General features: G+C 41.5%; 17 protein-coding genes. 12 read left to right on the forward strand and 5 right to left on the reverse strand.

Annotated elements, in window-relative coordinates:
* Positions 1 to 84: 84 nt before the first annotated feature.
* Complete coding sequence (locus tag AC1DIV_RS01390) at positions 85 to 1,902, forward strand: assimilatory sulfite reductase (NADPH) flavoprotein subunit (protein WP_340876289.1); 1,818 nt, start codon at positions 85 to 87, stop codon at positions 1,900 to 1,902.
* 26 nt (positions 1,903 to 1,928) lie between these two features.
* Positions 1,929 to 3,647 carry an assimilatory sulfite reductase (NADPH) hemoprotein subunit gene (cysI, locus tag AC1DIV_RS01395; protein ID WP_477575653.1) on the forward strand — a complete coding sequence of 573 codons (1,719 nt, stop codon included), beginning with the start codon at positions 1,929 to 1,931 and terminating at the stop codon, positions 3,645 to 3,647.
* Between the two features lie 110 nt (positions 3,648 to 3,757).
* Here the strand turns inward: cysI and AC1DIV_RS01400 are convergent, their stop codons facing one another.
* From AC1DIV_RS01400 to AC1DIV_RS01415, 4 genes are all read right to left on the reverse strand, one after another.
* Positions 3,758 to 4,309: a RidA family protein gene (locus AC1DIV_RS01400; RefSeq protein WP_340876292.1), complete on the reverse strand. Its 552-nt coding sequence runs from the start codon at positions 4,307 to 4,309 to the stop codon at positions 3,758 to 3,760.
* A gap of 196 nt (positions 4,310 to 4,505) precedes the next feature.
* Positions 4,506 to 5,591: a Ger(x)C family spore germination protein gene (locus AC1DIV_RS01405; RefSeq protein ID WP_340876293.1), complete on the reverse strand. Its 1,086-nt coding sequence runs from the start codon at positions 5,589 to 5,591 to the stop codon at positions 4,506 to 4,508.
* On the reverse strand, positions 5,588 to 6,679 hold the full coding sequence (locus tag AC1DIV_RS01410; RefSeq protein WP_048680650.1) for a GerAB/ArcD/ProY family transporter: 1,092 nt from the start codon (positions 6,677 to 6,679) through the stop codon (positions 5,588 to 5,590). Before AC1DIV_RS01410 ends, AC1DIV_RS01405 begins: the two co-directional genes overlap by 4 nt.
* A gap of 18 nt (positions 6,680 to 6,697) precedes the next feature.
* The gene (locus AC1DIV_RS01415) at positions 6,698 to 8,224 is read right to left on the reverse strand and encodes a spore germination protein (RefSeq protein WP_477575655.1); all 1,527 of its coding nucleotides are present in this window, start codon (positions 8,222 to 8,224) and stop codon (positions 6,698 to 6,700) included.
* 208 nt (positions 8,225 to 8,432) lie between these two features.
* On the opposite strand from AC1DIV_RS01415, the gene AC1DIV_RS01420 reads away from it, so the two are divergent.
* Genes AC1DIV_RS01420 through AC1DIV_RS01435 form a run of 4 tightly spaced genes read left to right on the forward strand, consistent with a single transcriptional unit; the run spans position 8,433 to position 12,064 of the window.
* On the forward strand, positions 8,433 to 9,890 hold the full coding sequence (locus AC1DIV_RS01420; protein ID WP_340876296.1) for a spore germination protein: 1,458 nt from the start codon (positions 8,433 to 8,435) through the stop codon (positions 9,888 to 9,890).
* Entirely contained in the window at positions 9,862 to 10,956 is a 1,095-nt protein-coding gene (locus tag AC1DIV_RS01425; protein ID WP_340876297.1) for a GerAB/ArcD/ProY family transporter, read from the forward strand. Before AC1DIV_RS01420 ends, AC1DIV_RS01425 begins: the two co-directional genes overlap by 29 nt.
* Positions 10,953 to 11,405 carry a Ger(x)C family spore germination protein gene (locus AC1DIV_RS01430; protein ID WP_477575657.1) on the forward strand — a complete coding sequence of 151 codons (453 nt, stop codon included), beginning with the start codon at positions 10,953 to 10,955 and terminating at the stop codon, positions 11,403 to 11,405. The genes AC1DIV_RS01425 and AC1DIV_RS01430 overlap by 4 nt, the downstream gene beginning before the upstream one ends.
* On the forward strand, positions 11,366 to 12,064 hold the full coding sequence (locus AC1DIV_RS01435) for a Ger(x)C family spore germination protein (RefSeq protein WP_477575659.1): 699 nt from the start codon (positions 11,366 to 11,368) through the stop codon (positions 12,062 to 12,064). The genes AC1DIV_RS01430 and AC1DIV_RS01435 overlap by 40 nt, the downstream gene beginning before the upstream one ends.
* Before the next feature lie 169 nt (positions 12,065 to 12,233).
* Here AC1DIV_RS01435 and AC1DIV_RS01440 read toward each other — a convergent pair whose 3' ends face one another.
* Positions 12,234 to 13,682, reverse strand: coding sequence for a flavin monoamine oxidase family protein (locus AC1DIV_RS01440; protein ID WP_445670161.1), 1,449 nt, complete (start codon positions 13,680 to 13,682; stop codon positions 12,234 to 12,236).
* Positions 13,683 to 14,044: 362 nt separating this feature from the next.
* On the opposite strand from AC1DIV_RS01440, the gene AC1DIV_RS01445 reads away from it, so the two are divergent.
* From AC1DIV_RS01445 to AC1DIV_RS01470, 6 genes are all read left to right on the forward strand, one after another.
* The gene (locus AC1DIV_RS01445) at positions 14,045 to 15,406 is read left to right on the forward strand and encodes a cytochrome ubiquinol oxidase subunit I (protein WP_054396021.1); all 1,362 of its coding nucleotides are present in this window, start codon (positions 14,045 to 14,047) and stop codon (positions 15,404 to 15,406) included.
* A gap of 15 nt (positions 15,407 to 15,421) precedes the next feature.
* The gene (locus AC1DIV_RS01450) at positions 15,422 to 16,468 is read left to right on the forward strand and encodes a cytochrome d ubiquinol oxidase subunit II (protein ID WP_063593400.1); all 1,047 of its coding nucleotides are present in this window, start codon (positions 15,422 to 15,424) and stop codon (positions 16,466 to 16,468) included.
* Positions 16,469 to 16,496: 28 nt separating this feature from the next.
* The gene (locus AC1DIV_RS01455) at positions 16,497 to 17,252 is read left to right on the forward strand and encodes a hypothetical protein (RefSeq protein WP_340876301.1); all 756 of its coding nucleotides are present in this window, start codon (positions 16,497 to 16,499) and stop codon (positions 17,250 to 17,252) included.
* 150 nt (positions 17,253 to 17,402) lie between these two features.
* Positions 17,403 to 18,068, forward strand: a complete 666-nt coding sequence (locus AC1DIV_RS01460; protein ID WP_318291718.1) for a TetR/AcrR family transcriptional regulator — start codon at positions 17,403 to 17,405, stop codon at positions 18,066 to 18,068.
* Between the two features lie 60 nt (positions 18,069 to 18,128).
* Positions 18,129 to 19,271 carry an acyl-CoA dehydrogenase gene (locus tag AC1DIV_RS01465; protein ID WP_252269911.1) on the forward strand — a complete coding sequence of 381 codons (1,143 nt, stop codon included), beginning with the start codon at positions 18,129 to 18,131 and terminating at the stop codon, positions 19,269 to 19,271.
* Between the two features lie 124 nt (positions 19,272 to 19,395).
* On the forward strand, positions 19,396 to 21,033 hold the full coding sequence (locus AC1DIV_RS01470) for an AMP-binding protein (RefSeq protein ID WP_251539624.1): 1,638 nt from the start codon (positions 19,396 to 19,398) through the stop codon (positions 21,031 to 21,033).
* Positions 21,034 to 21,035: the final 2 nt, after the last annotated feature.

Raw genomic sequence — 21,035 nt, forward strand, 5'->3', positions numbered from 1 at the left:
GGATCGAAATAAAATTTTTAAACCCACTCGTTATACATAATAATCAACTAAGATAAGTTAATATTCCTTTGTGAGGTGGAAATCGTGCAACTTCAGGTAAGTAACAGTCCCTTTAATCAAGAGCAAGCAGAACTCCTTAACAGCCTGCTGCCAAGCTTGACCGAAACACAAAAAATTTGGTTGAGCGGTTATCTGACTGCATCTTTGTCAGTTTCGAACTCAAGTTCAGCCGACGCCCCGGTATTGGAAGCTCAAGGCGGCGGGAAGACAATATCAAAAGAAGTGACCATCCTGTATGGTTCACAGACGGGCAATGCTCAAGGGCTGGCAGAAAATGCGGCGAGTAAGCTTGAGGGTAATGGCTTTCAGGTTACCATTTCTTCCATGAGTGACTTTAAAGTCAACAATTTGAAAAAAATCGAAAATCTTCTGATTGCCGTTAGCACGCATGGAGAAGGTGATCCGCCGGATAATACATTGTCTTTCCATGAGTACCTTCATGGCAGGAGGGCACCAAGCCTTGAGGGTCTCCGCTATTCGGTATTGGCGCTTGGGGACAGCTCATATGAGTTTTTCTGTGAAACGGGAAAACAATTCGATAAACGCTTGGAGGAACTTGGGGGGACACGGTTATTTCCGCGAATGGACTGTGACCTTGATTATGATGAGCCTGCTTCCGAATGGCTGGAAGGAGTCATTTCCAGTTTAAGTGAAGGGCAAGTCGGTTCTGCTGCTGCAGTTCCCGCAGCAAAAGCTTCTGTAGGTGAACAAACTTCTTATTCGAGAACAAATCCGATTAAAGCGGAAGTGTTGGAAAATATAAATTTGAACGGCCGTGGCTCCAATAAAGAAACTCATCATCTTGAGTTATCTCTTGAGGGCTCAGGCCTTACATTCGAACCTGGTGACAGCCTTGGCATTTATCCGAAAAACGATTCGGATTTAGTGGATATGCTTCTTATGGAACTGGATTGGGATCCTGAAGAAACCGTGAAGGTCAATAAGCAGGGGGAACTTCGTCAGCTTAGGGAATCGCTCATCTCCGACTTTGAAATAACGGTATTGACCAAATCGCTCATTGAACAAGCGGCACAGCTTTCTGGTAACGAGGATTTAAAGGAGCTTTTAAAGCCTGGTAATGAAGAAGGGTTGAAAGAATATCGAGAAGGCCGTGATTTGCTTGATTTTGTCCGTGATTTTGGTTCATGGGGTGAATCGGCGCAAGAGTTTGTATCGATCCTTCGGAAAATGCCAGCCCGTCTGTATTCGATTGCGAGTAGCTTATCCGCCTATCCGGACGAAGTGCATTTGACAATCGGAGCTGTCCGGTATGAAAGTCATGGTCGGGAAAGAAAAGGGGTCTGCTCGATTTTATGTGCGGACAGATTACAGCCAGGGGACTTGCTGCCCATTTACATTCAGCATAACCAGAACTTTAAGCAGCCAAAGAACCCAGACACGCCAATTATCATGGTTGGACCGGGAACGGGCATTGCCCCGTTTAGATCCTTTATCCAGGATCGCGAAGAATCGGAAGCGAAAGGGAAAACGTGGCTCTTTTTCGGCGATCAGCATTTCGTGACGGATTTCCTATATCAAACTGAATGGCAAAAGTGGTTGAAAACAGGTGTACTTACGAAAATGGATGTGGCCTTTTCCCGCGATACGGATGAAAAAGTGTATGTTCAAGACCGGATGCGCGAGCAAAGCGCGGAATTATACGAATGGCTTCAAAAAGGGGCAGCTGTATACATTTGCGGTGACGAGAAAAACATGGCACATGATGTCCATAATACGCTTATTGAGATCATTGAAAAAGAAGGCAATATGAGCCATGCTGATGCGCAAGCTTATCTTGAAGATATGCAACAGAATAAACGCTATCAACGTGATGTGTATTGAAATTTGGAAGAAAAGGAGATAACAACATGGTGAACCCACTATTGAAAGCACCAGCAGGCCCGCCAAGTGATGTTGAGCAAATTAAAGAAAGAAGCGATTATTTGCGAGGTACACTTGGAGAAGTGATGCAGGATCGGATTAGCGCCGGTATTCCGGATGATGACAATCGACTGATGAAACACCACGGCAGCTATTTGCAGGATGATCGGGATCTACGTAATGAGCGTCAAAAACAAAAACTGGAGCCTGCCTATCAATTTATGTTGCGTGTCCGCATGGCCGGCGGGGTTGCACAGCCTTCTCAATGGCTTGTTATGGATGACCTTGCCCAGAAATACGGTAACGGAACCTTGAAATTGACAACAAGGCAGACGTTTCAAATGCATGGTATTTTAAAATGGAATATGAAAAAAACCATTCAGGAAATCCATGCTTCCATGTTGGATACAATCGCTGCATGCGGGGATGTAAACCGAAACGTAATGTGCAATTCGATTCCATTTCAATCCGAAATCCATTCCGAAGTATATGAATGGTCGAAAAAATTGAGTGATTATCTATTGCCGCGTACAAGGGCGTACCATGAAATCTGGCTGGATGAAGAAAAAGTTGTCGCTACTCCGGAATTGGAGGAAGTCGAACCAATGTACGGAAAGCTTTATTTGCCAAGGAAGTTTAAAATAGGCATTGCGGTCCCGCCATCCAATGACATTGATGTCTACTCCCAAGATCTTGGCTTCATAGCAATTGTTGAAAATGGAAAACTTGTTGGTTTTAATGTGGCGATCGGCGGCGGTATGGGAATGACCCACGGTGACAAGGCGACATATCCTCAACTAGCCAAGGTAATCGGCTTTTGCCAGCCAGACAAAATACTGGATGTGGCTGAAAAAATCATTACGATTCAGCGTGATTACGGAAACCGATCCGTACGGAAAAATGCCCGGTTCAAGTATACGGTTGACAGGCTTGGGCTCGAACCGGTAAAAGCTGAACTGGAAAATCGTCTAGGATGGAAGCTAGGGGAAGCAAGAACTTACCATTTTGATAATAATGGCGACCGCTATGGATGGGTAAAAGGCATGCAGGGTAAATGGCATTTTACACTATTTGTCGAGGGTGGCCGAATTGCCGATATCAATGATTACAAGCTGATGACCGGTTTGCGCGAAATCGCAAAGATCCATACGGGTGATTTCCGATTGACTGCCAATCAAAACCTGATCATTGCAGATGTGTCAAGCCAGAAAAAGAAAAAAATCATAGAATTGCTTGAAACATACGTTTTGACGGATGGTGCACATCATTCGGCGCTCAGACGCAGCTCGATTGCATGCGTGGCGCTTCCGACATGCGGGTTGGCAATGGCCGAAGCAGAGCGTTATTTGCCGGTTCTGATTGATAAAATCGAGGCCATCGTTGATGAAAACGGCCTGAGGAATGAAGAAATCACGATACGTATGACTGGTTGCCCGAATGGCTGTGCCCGGCATGCACTCGGTGAAATTGGTTTTATCGGTAAGGCACCTGGTAAATATAATATGTATCTCGGTGCGGCATTCGACGGAAGCCGATTAAGTAAAATGTACCGTGAAAACATCGGTGAAGAAGAGATATTAAAAGAGTTGCGTGTACTTCTTTCCCGTTATGCAAAAGACCGTCAGCAAGGAGAGCATTTCGGCGACTTCGTCATCAATGCAGGCATTGTCAAAGAAGTGACGGATGGAACGAATTTTCATGATTGATTAAAACAAATGAGAGACAGGAATAATTTCCTGTCTCTTTGGGTATTCAAAGGTTTTCCGGAGTGGCTGGAACACCAATATGTTGATTCATGACCATACACATCTATCTTCTATTTATTTGACTTGCTGTTATTTTTATAGGCTACTTCTGCTTCAATCTCAATTAGGAAATCCGGCGAAACCAAACTTTCAACGCCTACTGTTGAACGAGCTGTTTTCACTGGATTTTCTTTTGTATTAAAGAAAAGAGCGTAAGCATCGAACCAACCTTGATAGTCTGGCGTACTTCCCTTGTTTGGATCTGGCGCGACATACACACGCAGATAGGTTACATCAGCGAGGGAAAGTCCTTTTGTTTTCAAATCTGCTTTTAATTTCTCTAAGATTCCGATTGCCTGCTTTTCTGTATTGCCATATCTCTCATAAGTGGTTTTCCCATCCTTGTTTAAAAGAGGAGCTACCGTTCCGCTAAACAATAACCGGTTATAACTTTGAGGCACAGCAACTGAACTGGAAATCGCAGAAGTTGGGGACCCAAAAAAGGTCACTTTATCCGATTTTAATTCATCTTGTTCGTTACCTGCGGAAGCAAATGAGTATCCTGCGATTAAACTTATACTTAATACTAAGGCAGTGATGATCGATTTCATAGGTGTTTTCATATAGTCAGCTCCTGTTATTTATGTAACGACGATAGGTAGATAATCAGATTCATTTATCCGGCTAACCACAATTCTTGCTGTTTCAAAAGCATCTGCTAGCCATGCAGTTAAATAACTGAGCTGTTCACCAGCAATTTAATATGAATGTAGTTTTTCCAATCGGATGAAGATTTCTAAATGGCATATCGATAATTCATCATTCTGAGACCCCGGTTTGGATGATGTTAACTTTGGTTTCTATATTAATGTCCATTGTCGGATAAATCTTTTTCCAATGTTCATAGGTCAATTTTTTATTTTTGGCGTGATATTTTTCCTTCAGCCCAATCGGATCAAGGGATTTTTCCTGAAAATCTTTCATAAGACGGTTTGCTTGCTTGGTTATATCAGCTTCCATTTCCTTTTCAATTTTTTTTATCATCTTTCTATTGGTAAGGTTTTCACTTCGCATGGATTCCTTGATTTGTCCTTTAATTTTAATCTTGATCGTGATCGAGGGATTTCTCTCTGAGCTGGATACCTCATAACTTGAACCGCTTCGGATACTTTCCACTACAATATCGCTTTTTCTCTTGTCTTTTAATTTGAATTTATATATTCCCCGCCTATGATGTTGAACTAATGTTTTGAAGATGAACATATCATCCGTGGGGACTTTGCTGACCATCTTATTTTCATGAAATAGGGCGGCTCCAGAAACCGAAACTTCATTATTGATTAATTTAAATAAAGGAAGAAACGAATCGCCGCCATCTTCTAGAGAGTTTCTTAAAAAAAGATGGAGGTTAGTATCCGGTCCATTACCTGTTTCAATTTGTTGATTGATCAAACCTGATAAAAAAATTCCAATATTCACATTCGTATTTGATGGTTTCGAATTTATGACATTCTTGACCTTTCCTTCAACGATGGCCAAAATGACCCTGTTTCCAAGTTGTGGTTCACGGTAGAGATAATCGGTCAGTTCTGTCATTCCGATTTCCCGAACCATTTTCTCACTGAATAAAATGATGCGTGTCTGTCCAAGCAATACCGGCTTATCCGCTTTTTTGGAAACGACAGCCTGGACATCACTTGTTGTCGTCGATGTTCCGCTTAAGATTTGATATTTACCCATCATGTCCTGCTGGAAGATAGGGATGACGAACATTCCTTCGACATTATCATTCTTCAGTATGTCGTAGCCAATGGCCTGGGACATATTGACTTCATCCACCACTCTTGGCTCGGCACAGCTGCAAAGGAGGGGCAAAGCCAAGATAACAAGAAATAATTTTCTCATATACGTTTCCTCATTTTCTTTATATAGATGATGGCCAAAAGAAGAGGCAAGTATAAAGCAATAAAGAGTACGCCGTATGGATCGATTATTTTATTCAATATATAGAGGGAATCGATATCAAAAATAAATATATTGGTAAGCAGGATAATAATCGACATCCCCCATAATGGATATTTTTGCTGAACATTGAACAAGCGCTTGAAACCTCTGCTTGCTGACCACAAGGCGATGGTCATGTTGGGTATGATAATGATGGCCCACCAAGAAACATCTATATACTCAAATCGCTGGATAAAGGGCAATTCGACAACGCTGGTCATTGACAATGTCGGCCATATAGTCAGTTCCAACTGTTTTTGTGAATAAAAAACAAGTGAAACCAAATAAACGAATACGGTTATTAAGGTTGTCGTTAAGGCCCCCCAATGGGCATATTTTTGTGAAGTTTTAGCATTTTTGATGAACGGATAATACATCACGATCATTTCAAAACCAAGCAGCGTCAATGAAGTACCTCTGGTTCCTTTCAATATGTCCAATAGAGTGTGATGGAAAACAGGAAGCAAATTGGTGAATTCAGAGTATTTCATGGCATAGAATAGGACAAATAAAAGCCAGTATGTCAAAAGGACGCTTAAAAAGGCAATACCTGTAATTGTTCGGAATCCTCCCGTATGAATATAATAAATCAAAACTAGGAAGACCACTGAAAAAGCCCAAGATGGTACCTCTTCAAACATCCATACATGTATGACATTTATATAGCTAATCATGACTGTCATCCCGAGGAAAAAAAAGTAAAGAATGAATAATAGGCTGAAGAAATTTCCCATCCATTTCCCGAATGCTTGATTATTTGCAGAAATGATATCACCAGGAACGATACTGAAGATTTTATATATGACCCAAATCATTATATGGACGATCAGGCCGGCCAGTAGGATCGAAATCCAGCCATCTGTTCCCGTTGTCTTCGCTAAAACTCTTTGAAAACTTAAAACGCCTACTCCCGTTTGCATGGAATGCACTAAAAAAAACGCATAGAACGGTGACACTTTATACTTTTCATTAACACCAGCTTGGTTCATATGGGACCCTCATTTAGATCATTCATTAAAATCATTTTTTTTGATTCTTGCTTTTTTTGGTTGAGGCTGTCTGGATTTATCATCTGGTCGTAAATTTACAGGACGTGATTTGAAAAGATTGAAAGGAAGCCGAACAAAGCTGTCTTTCCAATCTGGCATGCGAAATGGGTATATCGGTTCAAGGTACGGGTGTCCCATTGACGTTAATTTGATAAGGTGGGTCATCAAAAACACGGCTGATATGGTAATGCCGAGCAGCCCCCAAATTTGGGCACCGATTAAAAAGGGGAACCGCAGCAGCCGAATGGCATTCCCCATTTTATAAATGGGAGTAACAAATGATGCCAATGCCGAGAGGGCAACGATGATCAATAAGATATTACTGGTCAAACCAGCTACTACAGCGGCTTGACCGATAACGATACCGCCGACGATACCTAATGTCTGACCTACCTTTATTGGCAGCCTGGCAGCCGCTTCCCGTAATAACTCAATGGAAATCTCCAGGAATAATGCTTCGATTAAAGGCAGAAAAGGTATTAAGTTCCTTGAAGTTACGATCGTTTCCAAAAGATCTTTAGGAATCAGTTCATAATGATACGTCAGCACGGCTACATAAATGGGAGTGGCAAATATAGAAAAAGCGACGGCGTATATCCTTAATAAACGGAATGCCGATGCCGGAATCCAAGGCATATTATAATCTTCCATCGTGATAAAGTATTCCAACAAAATGGTTGGAGTAATAAGTACAGAGGACGACCTATCGACTAACAGGGCTACCTTGCCTTCAGCCAAGGCACTTGCGATGCGATCAGGCCTTTCCGTATTAAGGAAAAGGGGAAACAAGGTATTTGAATTATCATATAGCATTTGCGCCAGATAGGACCCGTCCAATATTTCATCAAACTCTACGTCATTGATCCTTTGGATAACATTATCAACATTTTCCTGATCAACGATCCCTTCTATCGATAAAACGGCCACTTTCGTTTTAGACAGAGAGCCCACAGTCATTTCATTTACTTGCAATTCAGGGATAGGAAGCCTTTTTCTGACTAAATTAAGATTGATATCAAGATCCTCGACAAATGCTTCTTGTGCACTTATGATGCCAAATTCAAGTTCAGGTTTCTCAACTTGTCTTCCTTGTTGGGCCGCAACATTGATTAATAGGCATTCATCAAGATTTCCATCTAACCGAAGTGCAATTTCGCCTCTCATGATCCTTTTTTCGATTACAACCTTGGTACTGGTGATCAGTGTGTTTTCAATAGGTACGTTTTCTTTAATTTGCTCCAAGTTTATCGTTTCCAGAGTAGGTATGACGGAAAGAACACTTTCATGAAGTACCTGTGCATCAATCAACGAGCGATAAAAAGAGACCCAATAGCCAATGCCATTATATGTTCCTTGATGGTTTATGAAATCATTGGATAAAGATAGGGTATTGAATAGGTCCCTTACTTCTGAAACGTTATTTAATTCATCATTTTTTTCGTTGGGTTTATGGGGCTTTTTTTTGAACGTTCTGCGGTTAAACAATGTTGTCACCTCTACACTAAAGCTTATTATCCTAGCATTTGCAATTTAATTACAAATTAACCCTTTTGGATGTTAATGTTGCTCGCTTCAGAAAGGAAATTCATTAAATAAATTGGTGTAAAAGCTACCTTCATTTCCTGTCGCATAAAAAAATTGTAAATAGAGGAAACTGAATAAATAAAAACCTATTTAACCAAAGGAGTTCACCATGAAAAGTAAACCCTTGCATATTAAATTGGATCAAAAGCAGGAAGAATTGAAATCTGAATTGGATATGCAGGATGATGTAGTATTTAAACAGATATTCATTCCCGATTATGAAGTTTCGGGTTTATTCGTATTTGTCAATGGAACGATGGATTATCGTGCATTCAATGAGATTGTCCTGGATCTATCGGCTGCCCAGGTTGAAACCAGGCATCGGGTTTCTATCGAACAGCTGGTCATTTCCAAAATCTGTTCAGTCAGGGAACAGGATGATGTTGAAACATATGAAACAGCTAAAGAGCATATTTTTGACGGGAAAACGCTTTTATTTTTAGATGGAATTGTAAATGGCTATGTCTTGAATCTGGAAAAGGAAAAAGTTCGTACACTGGGTGAACCTTCAACAGAGAGGGTTGTCAGGGGACCGAAGCTTGGGTTTATCGAAAGTCTTCAAGAAAATATCGGTTTGATAAGGCAATATTCGAACCATCCCAACCTTATCGTCCAACAACAGAAGTTCGGGACGATGGAAAAACGGGAAGTTGCGTTGATTTATTATGAAGGAAAAGCTAGCGATTCTTTGCTAAAAGAAGTGAATAAACGGATAAATGAAGTGAAAGCTACTGATCTTCAAGACTCGGGGATGCTTGAGGAATTAATTGAAGATACAGCGTTAACCCCTTTCCCGCAAATCCAAAATACGGAGCGTCCGGATAAAGTATTGGCTGCATTGCAGGAGGGAAGGGTGGTCATCATGGTTGACGGATCGCCATTTGCTTTGATGGCACCAACGACGATCACGATGCTGCTGCAGTCACCGGATGATTATTATGAAAGGTGGGTAGCGGGTTCTTTTTTACGTATACTTCGCTATTTATCTTTATTTGTTACCGTATTTCTTTCAGGGATTTATATCTCCTTGGTTTCGTTCAACCCTGGATTGCTTCCGTCAGAACTGGCGATGACGATCGCGGGTACAAGGGAGAACGTGCCATTTCCGCCGTTTGTTGAAGCTATCATCATGGAATTGACGATTGAACTGCTTCGCGAAGCAGGTATTCGGCTCCCATCGCCCATTGGTCAAACGGTTGGATTGGTTGGCGGAGTCATTATTGGACAAGCGGCAGTTCAAGCCAATATTGTAAGTTCCCTGATGGTCATAATCGTTTCGATCACGACGATTACCTCTTTTACGGTCCCGCAATATAGCTTTGGACTGGCGTTCAGGGCATTAAGGTTCGGGGCGATGATTTTTGCCGCCGTTTTAGGTTTATACGGAACTACATTATTCTTTATCATCGTTATCAGCCATTTGTCAAAATTGACGAGCTTCCAAGAACCTTATTTTCAACCAATGGATTTTATCGGTAAAAAGACCTGGAGGGATGCTTTCATACGGTTACCGAAACGGAAAAAGGGGAGGAATTCTCTTGGGTCAATCCGAAGGCAAAATTCTTAGTGGCGAATTGGCTGTGATCATTTCTTGCAGCATGTTAGGAATTGGAATGCTGACGCTTCCAAGGACGATAACGGAAAAAATCCAATTGAGCGATGGATGGATCGTCTTGATCTTAAATGGGATCGCTATTGCCCTTTTGATATGCTTATTGGTTGTTCTGTTAAAAAAACATAAGGTCGCTAACTATTACACATACATGGAGGAGGCCTATGGAAAATGGCTCTCCAAACTTATTGGGTTGGTCGTGGTGGTGTACTTTATAGGCGTGGCCAGCTTTGAAGTTCTTGCGATGAGTGAAATGGTCCGCTTTTATTTGTTGGAGGAAACCCCGGTTGAGATCGTGATACTTACCATGATTTTAGCGAGTGTCCATCTTTTGACAGGCAAAATAAAAGCCATAGCAAAGGCATGTGTCTTTTTTCTCCCTTTGACAATCGTCATCGTCTTGCTCATTTATTTGTTCAGTCTGAGGGTAGTAGAATTAAAAAACCTCCAGCCTGTTCTTGCGAAAGGATTTCTCCCTATCATGAAAGGAATGGGTTCCGGAACTTTGTCTTTTTTTGGAATTGAACTTTTCATCTTTTTGTTTGGCGTCGTTAAAAATCAAAACAAAGTAAGAAGTGGCGTTTTAATCGGGTTTTTCATCCCGCTTATTTTGTATGTGATTACATATATATTGGTAGTAGCTACATTGACTGTCCCGGAAGTCAAAGCAGTTACTTGGCCAACCATTTCTTTTATTCAGTCCTTTGAAGTAACAGGGATATTTTTAGAGCGTATGGAGTTATTTCTCTTAATCACCTGGATTCTTCAGTTTTTTTTAACACATGCGATTTACTATTACTTCGCAGCAGAAGGGATGACGAAAATATTTAGCAATTCATATACAACGAACCTCATTGTTTTGGTTCCTATCGTTTTTTTTCTGGCCAAAATCCCTAAAGATATAATTGACATTTTTAAAATGAGTGATTTACTTGGATATCTTTTTCCGGTTATATTGATTGGCTTGCCAATTATTACATTCATAATCGTTCAAGTGAAAAGGAGTAGAAGAAGCGGATGAAAAGATTATGGTTGATCTTGCTTATTCCTTTGCTTACAGGCTGTTGGGACAGTGAAAATATAGAAGAATTATCCCTTGTGGTGGGAGTGGGGATCGATAAAGGCAAAAAGGATGACGAAATCATGTTAACACAGCAAATTCTGGTGCCTCCAGGAAATAGTGGTCAGGAGAATCAGGCCCAACTAAAATATAAAAATGTTACCGTCAGTGCCAAAACACTTCATGAAGCAATTAGGGATTCTTTACTCATAACCAATACGGTATTAACCAATCATCAGCGTATTATCCTCATTAATGAAGATGTATTAAGGAAAATCCCGATGGAAGCGATCATTAATCAGTCAATACGCGATAATAATACAAGGAGAAGCTGTCATGTTTATTTAACGAAGAGACCGACGAAAGAATATTGGGACGATCCGAAGATGGGGAGATCCCTTCGAATGTAATCTATGAATTGAAAGATAATGAGCACAGAACGAATAAGATACTTCCGCCTTTAACACTGGGCAAAGCATCCTCAAATTTACAGTCAGATGGAAGCTTTGCCATTCAGGCCGTTGATATTAGGGGTGGAAAATTAATTTTGGAGGGTGCAGGGGTGATCAACAATTCAAAGTTGGTCGGGGTCATGAATGATGAAGATATTGCTGCATTAAATTGGCTGAACGGAGAGGTAAAGGGTGGAGTAATCGAAGCGGTCCAACACGATGAGCCTTTAAGTGTTGAAGTGATCAATAGGACAAGGAGGAAAATCACGACGGAATTGAACGGTGATCATTTGACGATCAATATTAAGGTCGGGTATACAGCAAGACTTTCGGAAGATTGGTATGGTAAGGAGGATTCTTTTGAAAAAGCCTATATAAAAGAGATTGAGCGTATTGCCGAGGATGAAGTGAAAAAGGATGTAAAGAAAATCGTATATAAATTACAGCATGATTATAAAACAGGGGTAGCAGGTTTGTATCGGTATGTGGAAAATCAGCATCCAAAGTTTTGGGAGAAAAATAAGAATAAATGGGACGAAGTTTTCAGTAAAGCCGATATTAATTATGAAGTGGACATAAGGATCGTAGACTTTGGTTCAAAAGGAGGGATAAAGTGAAGTTTGACTACTTTAAGGGGACTTAATAAATTGTCGATGCTGGCGATGCTTACTTTCGCTGGAAGAAGATGGCCAATTGGACATTAGAATAAAAACCTTCCAAATGGAAGGTTTTTTTGTCAAGTGTTCTTTGTTGATGAGGTTACTTATAGCCAAGGAAATGGTCCATTCAAGGCCCACCGAAAGTTCTAGGCAGATTCGTCACTTCATGTGCAACCCTGATTCCGGATTGAATGGCTCCTTCAATCCATGCTGGTACGGTTGATGTATGCTCACCAGCGAAGTGGACCCTTCCTTCAGGAGTTGGGATGTATGGAAACAAGTCCGTTTCCTGACCAGGCTTAAACATGGAGAAAGCGCCGTAGGAATACTGATTCAATGTCCAGCTATAAGAAGCTCCTGATAAAAAATGATCATATACTTGATTACCATGGATTACTGCCAAGTTTTTCAATGCGTGTTGTATTCTATCTTTTTCCGGTAGGATATCCCATAAAGTGGCATCATCTTCCCATGTATAACTTGCTAAGATGAGACCCGATTCACGCTGGTTGCTCGTTTGGCTGGGGTAATAAGAAAATCTAATGGGTAGATCGGTAGTCAATTTACCGCCGAAGATTCCTTCCTTTTCCCAAAACCTATGAGTGAATTGAAGTCCAATTTTTGTGGAAGCAGCATAATGGAGTTCTCTTATTGCCTTCCATTTATTATGGGAAAAGGAATTCCGGGGTTCTATATCTATAAATTGCAGCAATTGAAGAGGGATCGTCACGATGGCAAGATCACCGGTAACCGTTAAGGGGTTTTGACTTTGAGTATGTTTGGAATGGATGGTAACTTGATTATCATGTTGGATGATCTTTGTCACTTCATATCTGAAGATTAAATTATCCTTCAATTCCGGTAGAAAGGCATAAGGAAGCCGGTCGTTTCCTCCTTCGATTGAAAAAAATTTCACGTCTGGATTAAAGAGAGGCATAAGCTCCCTAAGTATGGCCGGAAAAGAAAGTTCCGGGAATCCTTCTAAACCCATCAGGACTTTGATGCTTTCAATCGCACCTGTTGATAGACTGATTCCGACTGGATTGTACTGCAAAAAGAAGCTCATGGAGTATTTATCAAACTCTTTAATGACTATTTCCCAATTTCTGCTTGGATTTTGAATGATGAAGTCAGTCACAGGCTTGATTGCCATGTTAAGTAATTCTTCAGCTGTTTTACCTCTTTCATGGGGAGCTACAGGGTACCTCAGTATATCCGGGTTCTGCTGATATATGGCAGCGGTCGTCTTGATTCCATTGGCATAAATGGGATCATTAGGAGTCGCATTCACAAAAGTGTTGACACGTAAACCATACTTCTTGATGTATTCAGCAACTAAATAATGATAATTCGGAATGCGCATGGCACCGGCTTCAAGGTAGGAACCTTCTGAAAATGGCTCCCGTATCGTCAAAACACGCCCTCCGACCCTCCCGGTTGCTTCCAATATCGTAACATCGTGCCCCGCTTGTTTTAAAAGGGATGCTGCAACCAACCCAGACATGCCGGCACCAATGATAATGATTTTTTTGGGGATCTGAGAAGGCCCCAGGCCATTTCTGATAACAGCCAGCATTTGATCTGGTGATAGCGGATCTTTGAAAAGGGACAAAGTGTTTTTCTCCTCTCTTGTTACACTTTCTATATGGGATTTACGCTATCTTATTCCTATTGGGTTACCATTTATGAAGGATTTCAATAATTTGTCATCTAAATGCTTAGTAACAAATTTTTTTAGTGCATTGGTGAATTCCACGTAAAATATATACCAAAAATAACCTCGATAGAATATATTCTAAACAATCATCCAAAAACATCATTAAGTAAATACCTACCTACTGCAAAACCCTATGAAAAATTAGTTTGTGGAATATTATTAAATATTTTCCTTTACAGAGGAGATACTACCAAGAGACAAAGGGTAGAAAGGAAGACAGTATGGATCATATACAAATGGCCCGCGCAATGTTCGGGACGAATATGGCTGTACATATCATATTTGCAACGATCGGCGTCGGGTTGCCGATGATGATGTTGGCAGCGGAATTGATGTATCAAAGGACTAAGGATTTACAGTATGTCGTCATGGCTAAACGCTGGACCAAAACATTAGGGGTTTTGCTTGGGGTCGGGATTCCGACCGGTACGATTGCGGGTGTGCAGCTTTCACTATTATGGCCTGGGTTCATGGAAGTAATTGGACGCGTCATGGCGCTCCCATTCCAGATCGAGATTTATGCATTCATGGTTGAAGCGCTGTTCATGTCAATCTATGTGTATGCTGCTGAAAAAATCAAGCCATGGGCCCGAATCGTGAGTTTATTTTTTGTTGCATTCGGAGCATTGGCTTCGGCTGTTTTGATTTCGAATGTCCATGCTTTTGAAGGGACACCTGCTGGGTTCCGGTTTGAAAATGGGGAAATCGTCGATGTCGATCCTTGGGCGGCATTTTTCAACCCAAGTTTCTTGGTGACGGCTGGACATACGGCCCTGACTGCTTATACAACAGGCGCTTTTGTCGTGGCATCCGTCGCAGCCTATAAGATGCTGAAAAATAAATATGGCACTGCTGAATTTAATTTTCACCAAAAAGCACTGAGGCTCAGTATTGTCTTGGGCTTGGTTTTTTCGTTTTTGACGGCATTGAATGGTCATGCGACTACGCAGCATTTATATAGGGAACAGCCGGAAAAACTGGCAGCGGCAGAAGGGTTGTTTGAAACACAGGACCATGCCGGACTTACCTTGTTCGGCTATACCGATAGGGAAGCCCAGGAAGTGAAGTATGGGATTGAATTCCCATGGTTATTAAGCTTTCTATCTGGTAATAGCTTCGATACGGTTGTGACCGGTTTGAACGATTTTCCGGAAGAGTATTGGCCGCCGCTTTATGTCCATATCTTATTCAACGCCATGGTCATGATTGGTTCAGGCTTAATCGCGTTGGCACTGTTTGCATTGGTATGGAATAAATGGCTGAAAAAGGAGACATATCCAAAATGGATTCTTTGGCTGTTTGTTGCATCAGGGCCGCTTTCGGTGATTTCGATAGAATGCGGTTGGATTTTTGCCTGTACCGGCAGGCAGCCATGGACGATATACAGGATGCTGACAACTGAGGATTCAGTCACTTCGTACGAAAACCTTGGATTCTTATTCACGATGTTCATTATTGTATATATCATTTTATGCGTTTCTGTCGTGTTTACACTTTTGTATTATTTCAAACGTCATTCCGTAATGGATGATATATATAAAGCCGAACAGAAAGATGTAAGACTTTTCGATTCGAATTCATAAAAGGGGGGAAGGCGAATGAGTGATGCTCTTCTTGCAATAACACTGGTCTGGGGCTTTATTTTTCTTTATGCCATCATGGCCTCTATGGATTTCGGCGCGGGCTTCTGGGCAATGACTTACATTAAAAAGGAAGAGACGAATGCTACCAAGATAGCGAATAGCTATTTATCACCAACTTGGGAAGTGACGAATACTTTTGTGGTTGGTCTTGTCATTGCAATTTACAGTTTATTTCCAGGAGCGGTATTCCCGATTGGGGTAGCCTTGATCGTTCCCGCGAGCCTGATATTGGTTCTGCTATGTATTAGGAGTGCTTTCTTGGTTTTCTCGCATAGCGTTGACAAATATGAAAAAGCGTTAACGTATATCTCAGGATTGACAGGATTGATCATACCGGGGCTATTAATCAGCGTATTGCCAATCACTCATCTTGGGTTTGTCGAAGGCGTGAGAGGAAATGAAGAATTGAATTTATCTAAACTTTTCACGAGTCCGAATGAGTATGCATTTGTGGGGTTCGGGATTATGAGCACGCTTTTTCTATCATCTTTGCTCCTGTCCGATTACTCAAAACAGGCCGACGAAATGAAAGCATACAAAATATATCGCAGGGATGCGATGATAACGGGACCGCTTATGTTGGTCATGGCTCTGTTGGTCATGCTCACGTTAAGAAACGAAGCGAATTGGATTTACCAAGGAATGATGAAAAACTCTCCATTGTTATTCGTCTCGCTCATTTTTTTCATCATTAGCGGGATAGCACTGTACCTACCCTATTTTTCTAAGCAGGAGGTTAAAGGGATGCCACGCCTCGCTGTCATTGCGATTATCATACAGTATTTAATCGGCAGTTATGTTTATGGTATCGCTCATTTACCTTATATCATCTATCCAAATGTCACGATTCTATCAGGATTTACCGATCCAACCTCATTCCGGGCCGTGTTTGCCACGTATATCGTGGGCTTTGCGATATTAGTCCCAGGGTTCTATTATTTCTGGTCCATCTTCATGAAAGATCAGCGTAGAAAGTTCAAACGGCGACAAATGTCAAATTAGTTCATCTTTGAAAAGAGAGGTTATCACTATGAAAAAGTTAGATCTGCTAAAATATGCGGTTTTAGTCATCTCACTATTTTTGAGCTATCAAGCGGTTGAAGCGCATGATAAAAATTTTCAGGTGGATGGCACATATATATCAACAAAAAGAGATGTAACAGGTGACCAGAAAATAGACATCATCCAGGTTCAGGGACTGCCTTATGAGGAAGGTAGCAAGTTTCTGAAGAAAATTGAGTTAAGTGTGGAAAGCAATCGCCGTACAATCGACGTCCCGCTTGAAGCTGGGTATAATCCAGATCTAAAGGTTGCCGACTTGAATGATGATGGGGTCCAGGATGTATTGGTTACGGTTTTGATGGAAGGTAGAGAGCGGCTGATATCCAGTTGCGCCTATACATTCAAGGATGGAAAAGTGAAGGAGCTGGAAGTACCGCCATCCGTTCCCGTAATGGCACAATTTCTTGACGGATACAAAGCGGAAATCATTATTGAAGGTCAAAAACCTGTGGTGATGGATGTCAGTTCCAGAAAACAAGCTTATGATAAATTGGGCATTTATCAAAATGGAAAACTAAATGAACCGACAGAGCTTTTGGTTGATCCTTACTCTTCACTGGATTTCAAGACCGTTTTTGGAAAAGGAAAAGCGCTTATTGGAATCCAAAATGTAAAAGGGTCCGATGAACGTGATCCGATACTGGAGATCAAATCAGTATGGAAATATAATAATGGATGGCAGCTTGTAAAAGCACAGGTTAAACCGGTCAAGGGTAGTAAATGACATGGTATCGACTGCTTCTTAAATAAACTGGATTGACAGCTCTTGGTTTTGAGGGCTGTTTTTTTGTAATAATTAAAAATTGACAATTTTTAATTATTTGGTAAAATCTAAATAAATCCAGTTTATACATAATCAAACTCTTTCTTCTGGATGGAATGTAAGCGGATACAAAGGGGGTGCAGTCTTACGGAGTTAAAAGAAAAAATAATTGAAACATCGTTGACGCTCTTCGATCAGCATGGTTTTCATGGTGTCTCCGTCAACGAAATCGTTAAGGCATGCGGAACTAGCAAAGGTGGTTTTTATCACCATTTCTCTTCCAAAGATGAACTCTTATTTGTCATCCATGATTACTTTATTTCATATGTTTTAATAAAAGCACAGGAAGCCATTTCAGAAAGTACCCATCCAACAGAAAAAATGCAAAAGATCATTCAATCATTTGTTAAAGTTTTTGACCTCTATAAACCACACATCTCAGTTTTCTATCAAGAAAGCATTTACTTAAAACCACCTTATGTTGAAGCAATCAAAAAAAAGCGTCAAACGTATAAAGAAATCATTTTTTCCGTTATCAAAGAAGGTATTGACAAGGGAGTATTCCGCAGCGAATTGCCAGTGGAAATTACCGGAATGTCAATTCTGGGCATGGTGAACTGGTCCTACAAATGGTACAAAAGGGACGGCGGAAAAACGATCGACGAAATCGGTGATATTTACGTGGATTTAATTCTGAATGCCCTATTGATAGATAAACAAAAAGAAGCGAAAATCACTCAGCCATTTTTACTGAAGAACCAAGTTGTTGTGGATTGAACAATCAACTTGATTTGTACAGACCAACTAGTCGGTCTCAATAGAAAGGGGAATGAACATATGGATTTTTCACTTACAAAAGAACAGCAGATGATTAAGGAAATGGTTAGGGAGTTTGCCGAAAAGGAAATTAAACCCATTGCGATAGAGTTGGACGCAAAGTCCATGTTTGCGGAGGATGTATTCAAAAAAATGGGGAAACTCGGATTGCTTGGAATTCCGTTTCCTGAAGAATATGGCGGTTCGGGCGGAGATACGATTTCGTATGCCATTGCCGTTGAAGAGGTTGGCAAGGCGTGCGGGGGAACCGGCTTAAGTTATGCCGCAGCCGTTTCGCTCGGGGCAAGTCCAATTTACTATTTTGGAACCGAAGAACAGAAGCAAAAATATCTGGTTCCAATCACGACCGGTGAAACCCTGGCAGCTTTCGGGTTGACAGAGCCTAATGCGGGTTCCGATGCTGGCGGTACGAGAACGACTGCCGTGTTGGATGGTGATGAATATGTGATTAATGGCGAGAAAACATGGATAACAAATGCCAGCTATTCAAGAACGGTTACGGTCACTGCTGTATCGGGAAAAGATTCAAAGGGCAAAAATATCATCTCGGCATTCATCGTGCCAACCGATACCAAAGGGCTAACGATCAATAGCAATTATGAAAAAATGGGAGTCCGGGCTTCCAATACTTGTGAAATCATTCTGGATAATGTCCGGGTGCCAAAGGAAAATTTATTGGGAGATCCAGACAAAGGGTTCAAACAATTCTTATTCACGCTTGATGGAGGACGGATTTCCATTGCAGCTTTGGCCGTCGGTATCGCTCAGGCTGCCTTTGACAGAGCTTTAGCTTTTTCAAAAGAGCGAATTCAATTCGGTAAAACCATATCAAATTTCCAGGCCATTCAATTCAAGCTGGCAGACATGGCGATGGAAATCGAATTGGCGAGGAATATGGTATATAAGGCTGCGTGGTTAAAAGACAATAAAAAACCTTTTGCAAAGGAAGCGGCATACGCCAAGCTTTTTGCAAGTGAGACCGCGTTCCGCGCCAGCAATCAAGCGATTCAAATTCACGGCGGCTCTGGTTACATGCGCGAATATGAAGTTGAACGCTATTTAAGAGATGCTAAGTTATTGGAAATTGGTGAAGGCACATCCGAAATTCAAAGACTCGTTATCGCCAGGCAATTAGGCTGTTAATCTTTACGGAACGTAAAATGAACTTGATGCTTGGGGTTCATTTGGGTGAAAAGCAGATGTTATCTATACAGCAAAAAGCGTTCATTCTTACCTTTATTTGATTAGGAGGAGTTTGATGTCTGATTTGCTAGATGTTACAGTCGGGAAACTGCTTGAAAGGACAGCTGGACAATATGGTGATAATGAAGCGGTTGTATACCATGAACTAGGCCTGCGCCATTCTTATCGCGAATTTGAAAAGATTTGCCGAAAGGCTGCCAGGGGGTTCATGTCACTGGATATAAAAAAAGGGGAACATATCGCCATTTGGGCATCCAATAAACCGGAATGGCTTATATCCCAATTTTCCACCGCAAAAATGGGCGGGGTGCTGGTAACGGTCAATACTAATTACCGCACAAGTGAACTGGAATACCTGCTAAAGCAATCCGATTCGACGACGATCATCCTGATGGAACAATATAAGGATCATTCTTATATAGATACGCTGTATGAAATCGTACCTGAATTGAAAAATGCAGAACCAGGAAAATTACAATCTGAGAAACTGCCAAAATTAAAAAATATCATCGTTTTAGGTGAAAAACGTTATCCCGGTACGTTTTCGTGGGATGAAGTCATTGGCGGGAGCGAATCCGTTTCGGAGGAGTCGCTGGACATGAGGATGGAGGAATTAACTCCAGGTGATGTGATTAATATGCAATATACATCAGGGACGACAGGATTTCCAAAAGGAGTGATGCTGACGCATTCCAACTTGGTCAATAACGGATTGAATGTCGCGGAATGCATGAAGCTTACCGAAGCTGACCGGCTTTGCATCCCGGTTCCGTTTTTTCATTGTTTCGGCTGTTCCCTTGGTACGATGGCATCTGTTTCAGTAGGGGCAACAATGGTGCCGGTCGTGGAGTTTAATCCGCGCATTGTCCTTCAGACAGTTGAAGCCGAAAAATGTACGGGGCTTCATGGTGTACCGACGATGTTCATTGCTGAACTTAATCTCGATGACTTTGACGATTATGATTTAAGTTCGTTACGGACTGGCATCATGGCAGGCTCCACATGTCCGATCGAAGTCATGAAAAGCGTGGTGAATAAGATGGGCATCTCGGAAATTACAATAACTTATGGTCAAACGGAATCTTCTCCAGGAATTACGATGACGAGAACGGATGATCCGATCGAACTTCGTGTTTCTTCAGTGGGAAGGGCGTTGCCGAAAGTGGAAGTGAAAATTGTCGATCCGGCTACAGGGGATGAAGTCCCGCGTGGCACACAGGGTGAACTCTGTTCGAGGGGATACCATGTAATGAAGGGATATTATAATAACGCGGAAGCCACTGAGCAGGCGATTGACCGGGAAGGCTGGCTTCATACGGGAGATTTAGCGGTGATGGATGAAAGGGGTTATTGCAAGATTACTGGACGGCTGAAAGATATGATCATCCGTGGAGGGGAAAATATTTATCCCCGTGAGATTGAAGAATTCCTCTATCAACATCCTGCAATTGTCGATGTCCAGGTACTCGGCGTTCCAGATCAGAAGTATGGGGAAGAGGTAGCCGCATGGATCATTTTGAAAGCAGGAGAAACCCTTACGGAGAAAGAATTGATAGAGTATTGCAAAGGGAAAATATCTTTTCATAAAATTCCGCGTTACATTCAATTTACCGATGCTTATCCAATGACTGCATCCGGAAAAATCCAAAAGTATAAGCTTCGGCAACAAACTCTTGACCTACTAACGGAACGCACTAAATAAGG

Source organism: Peribacillus sp. 05N428 (genome assembly GCF_056397085.1).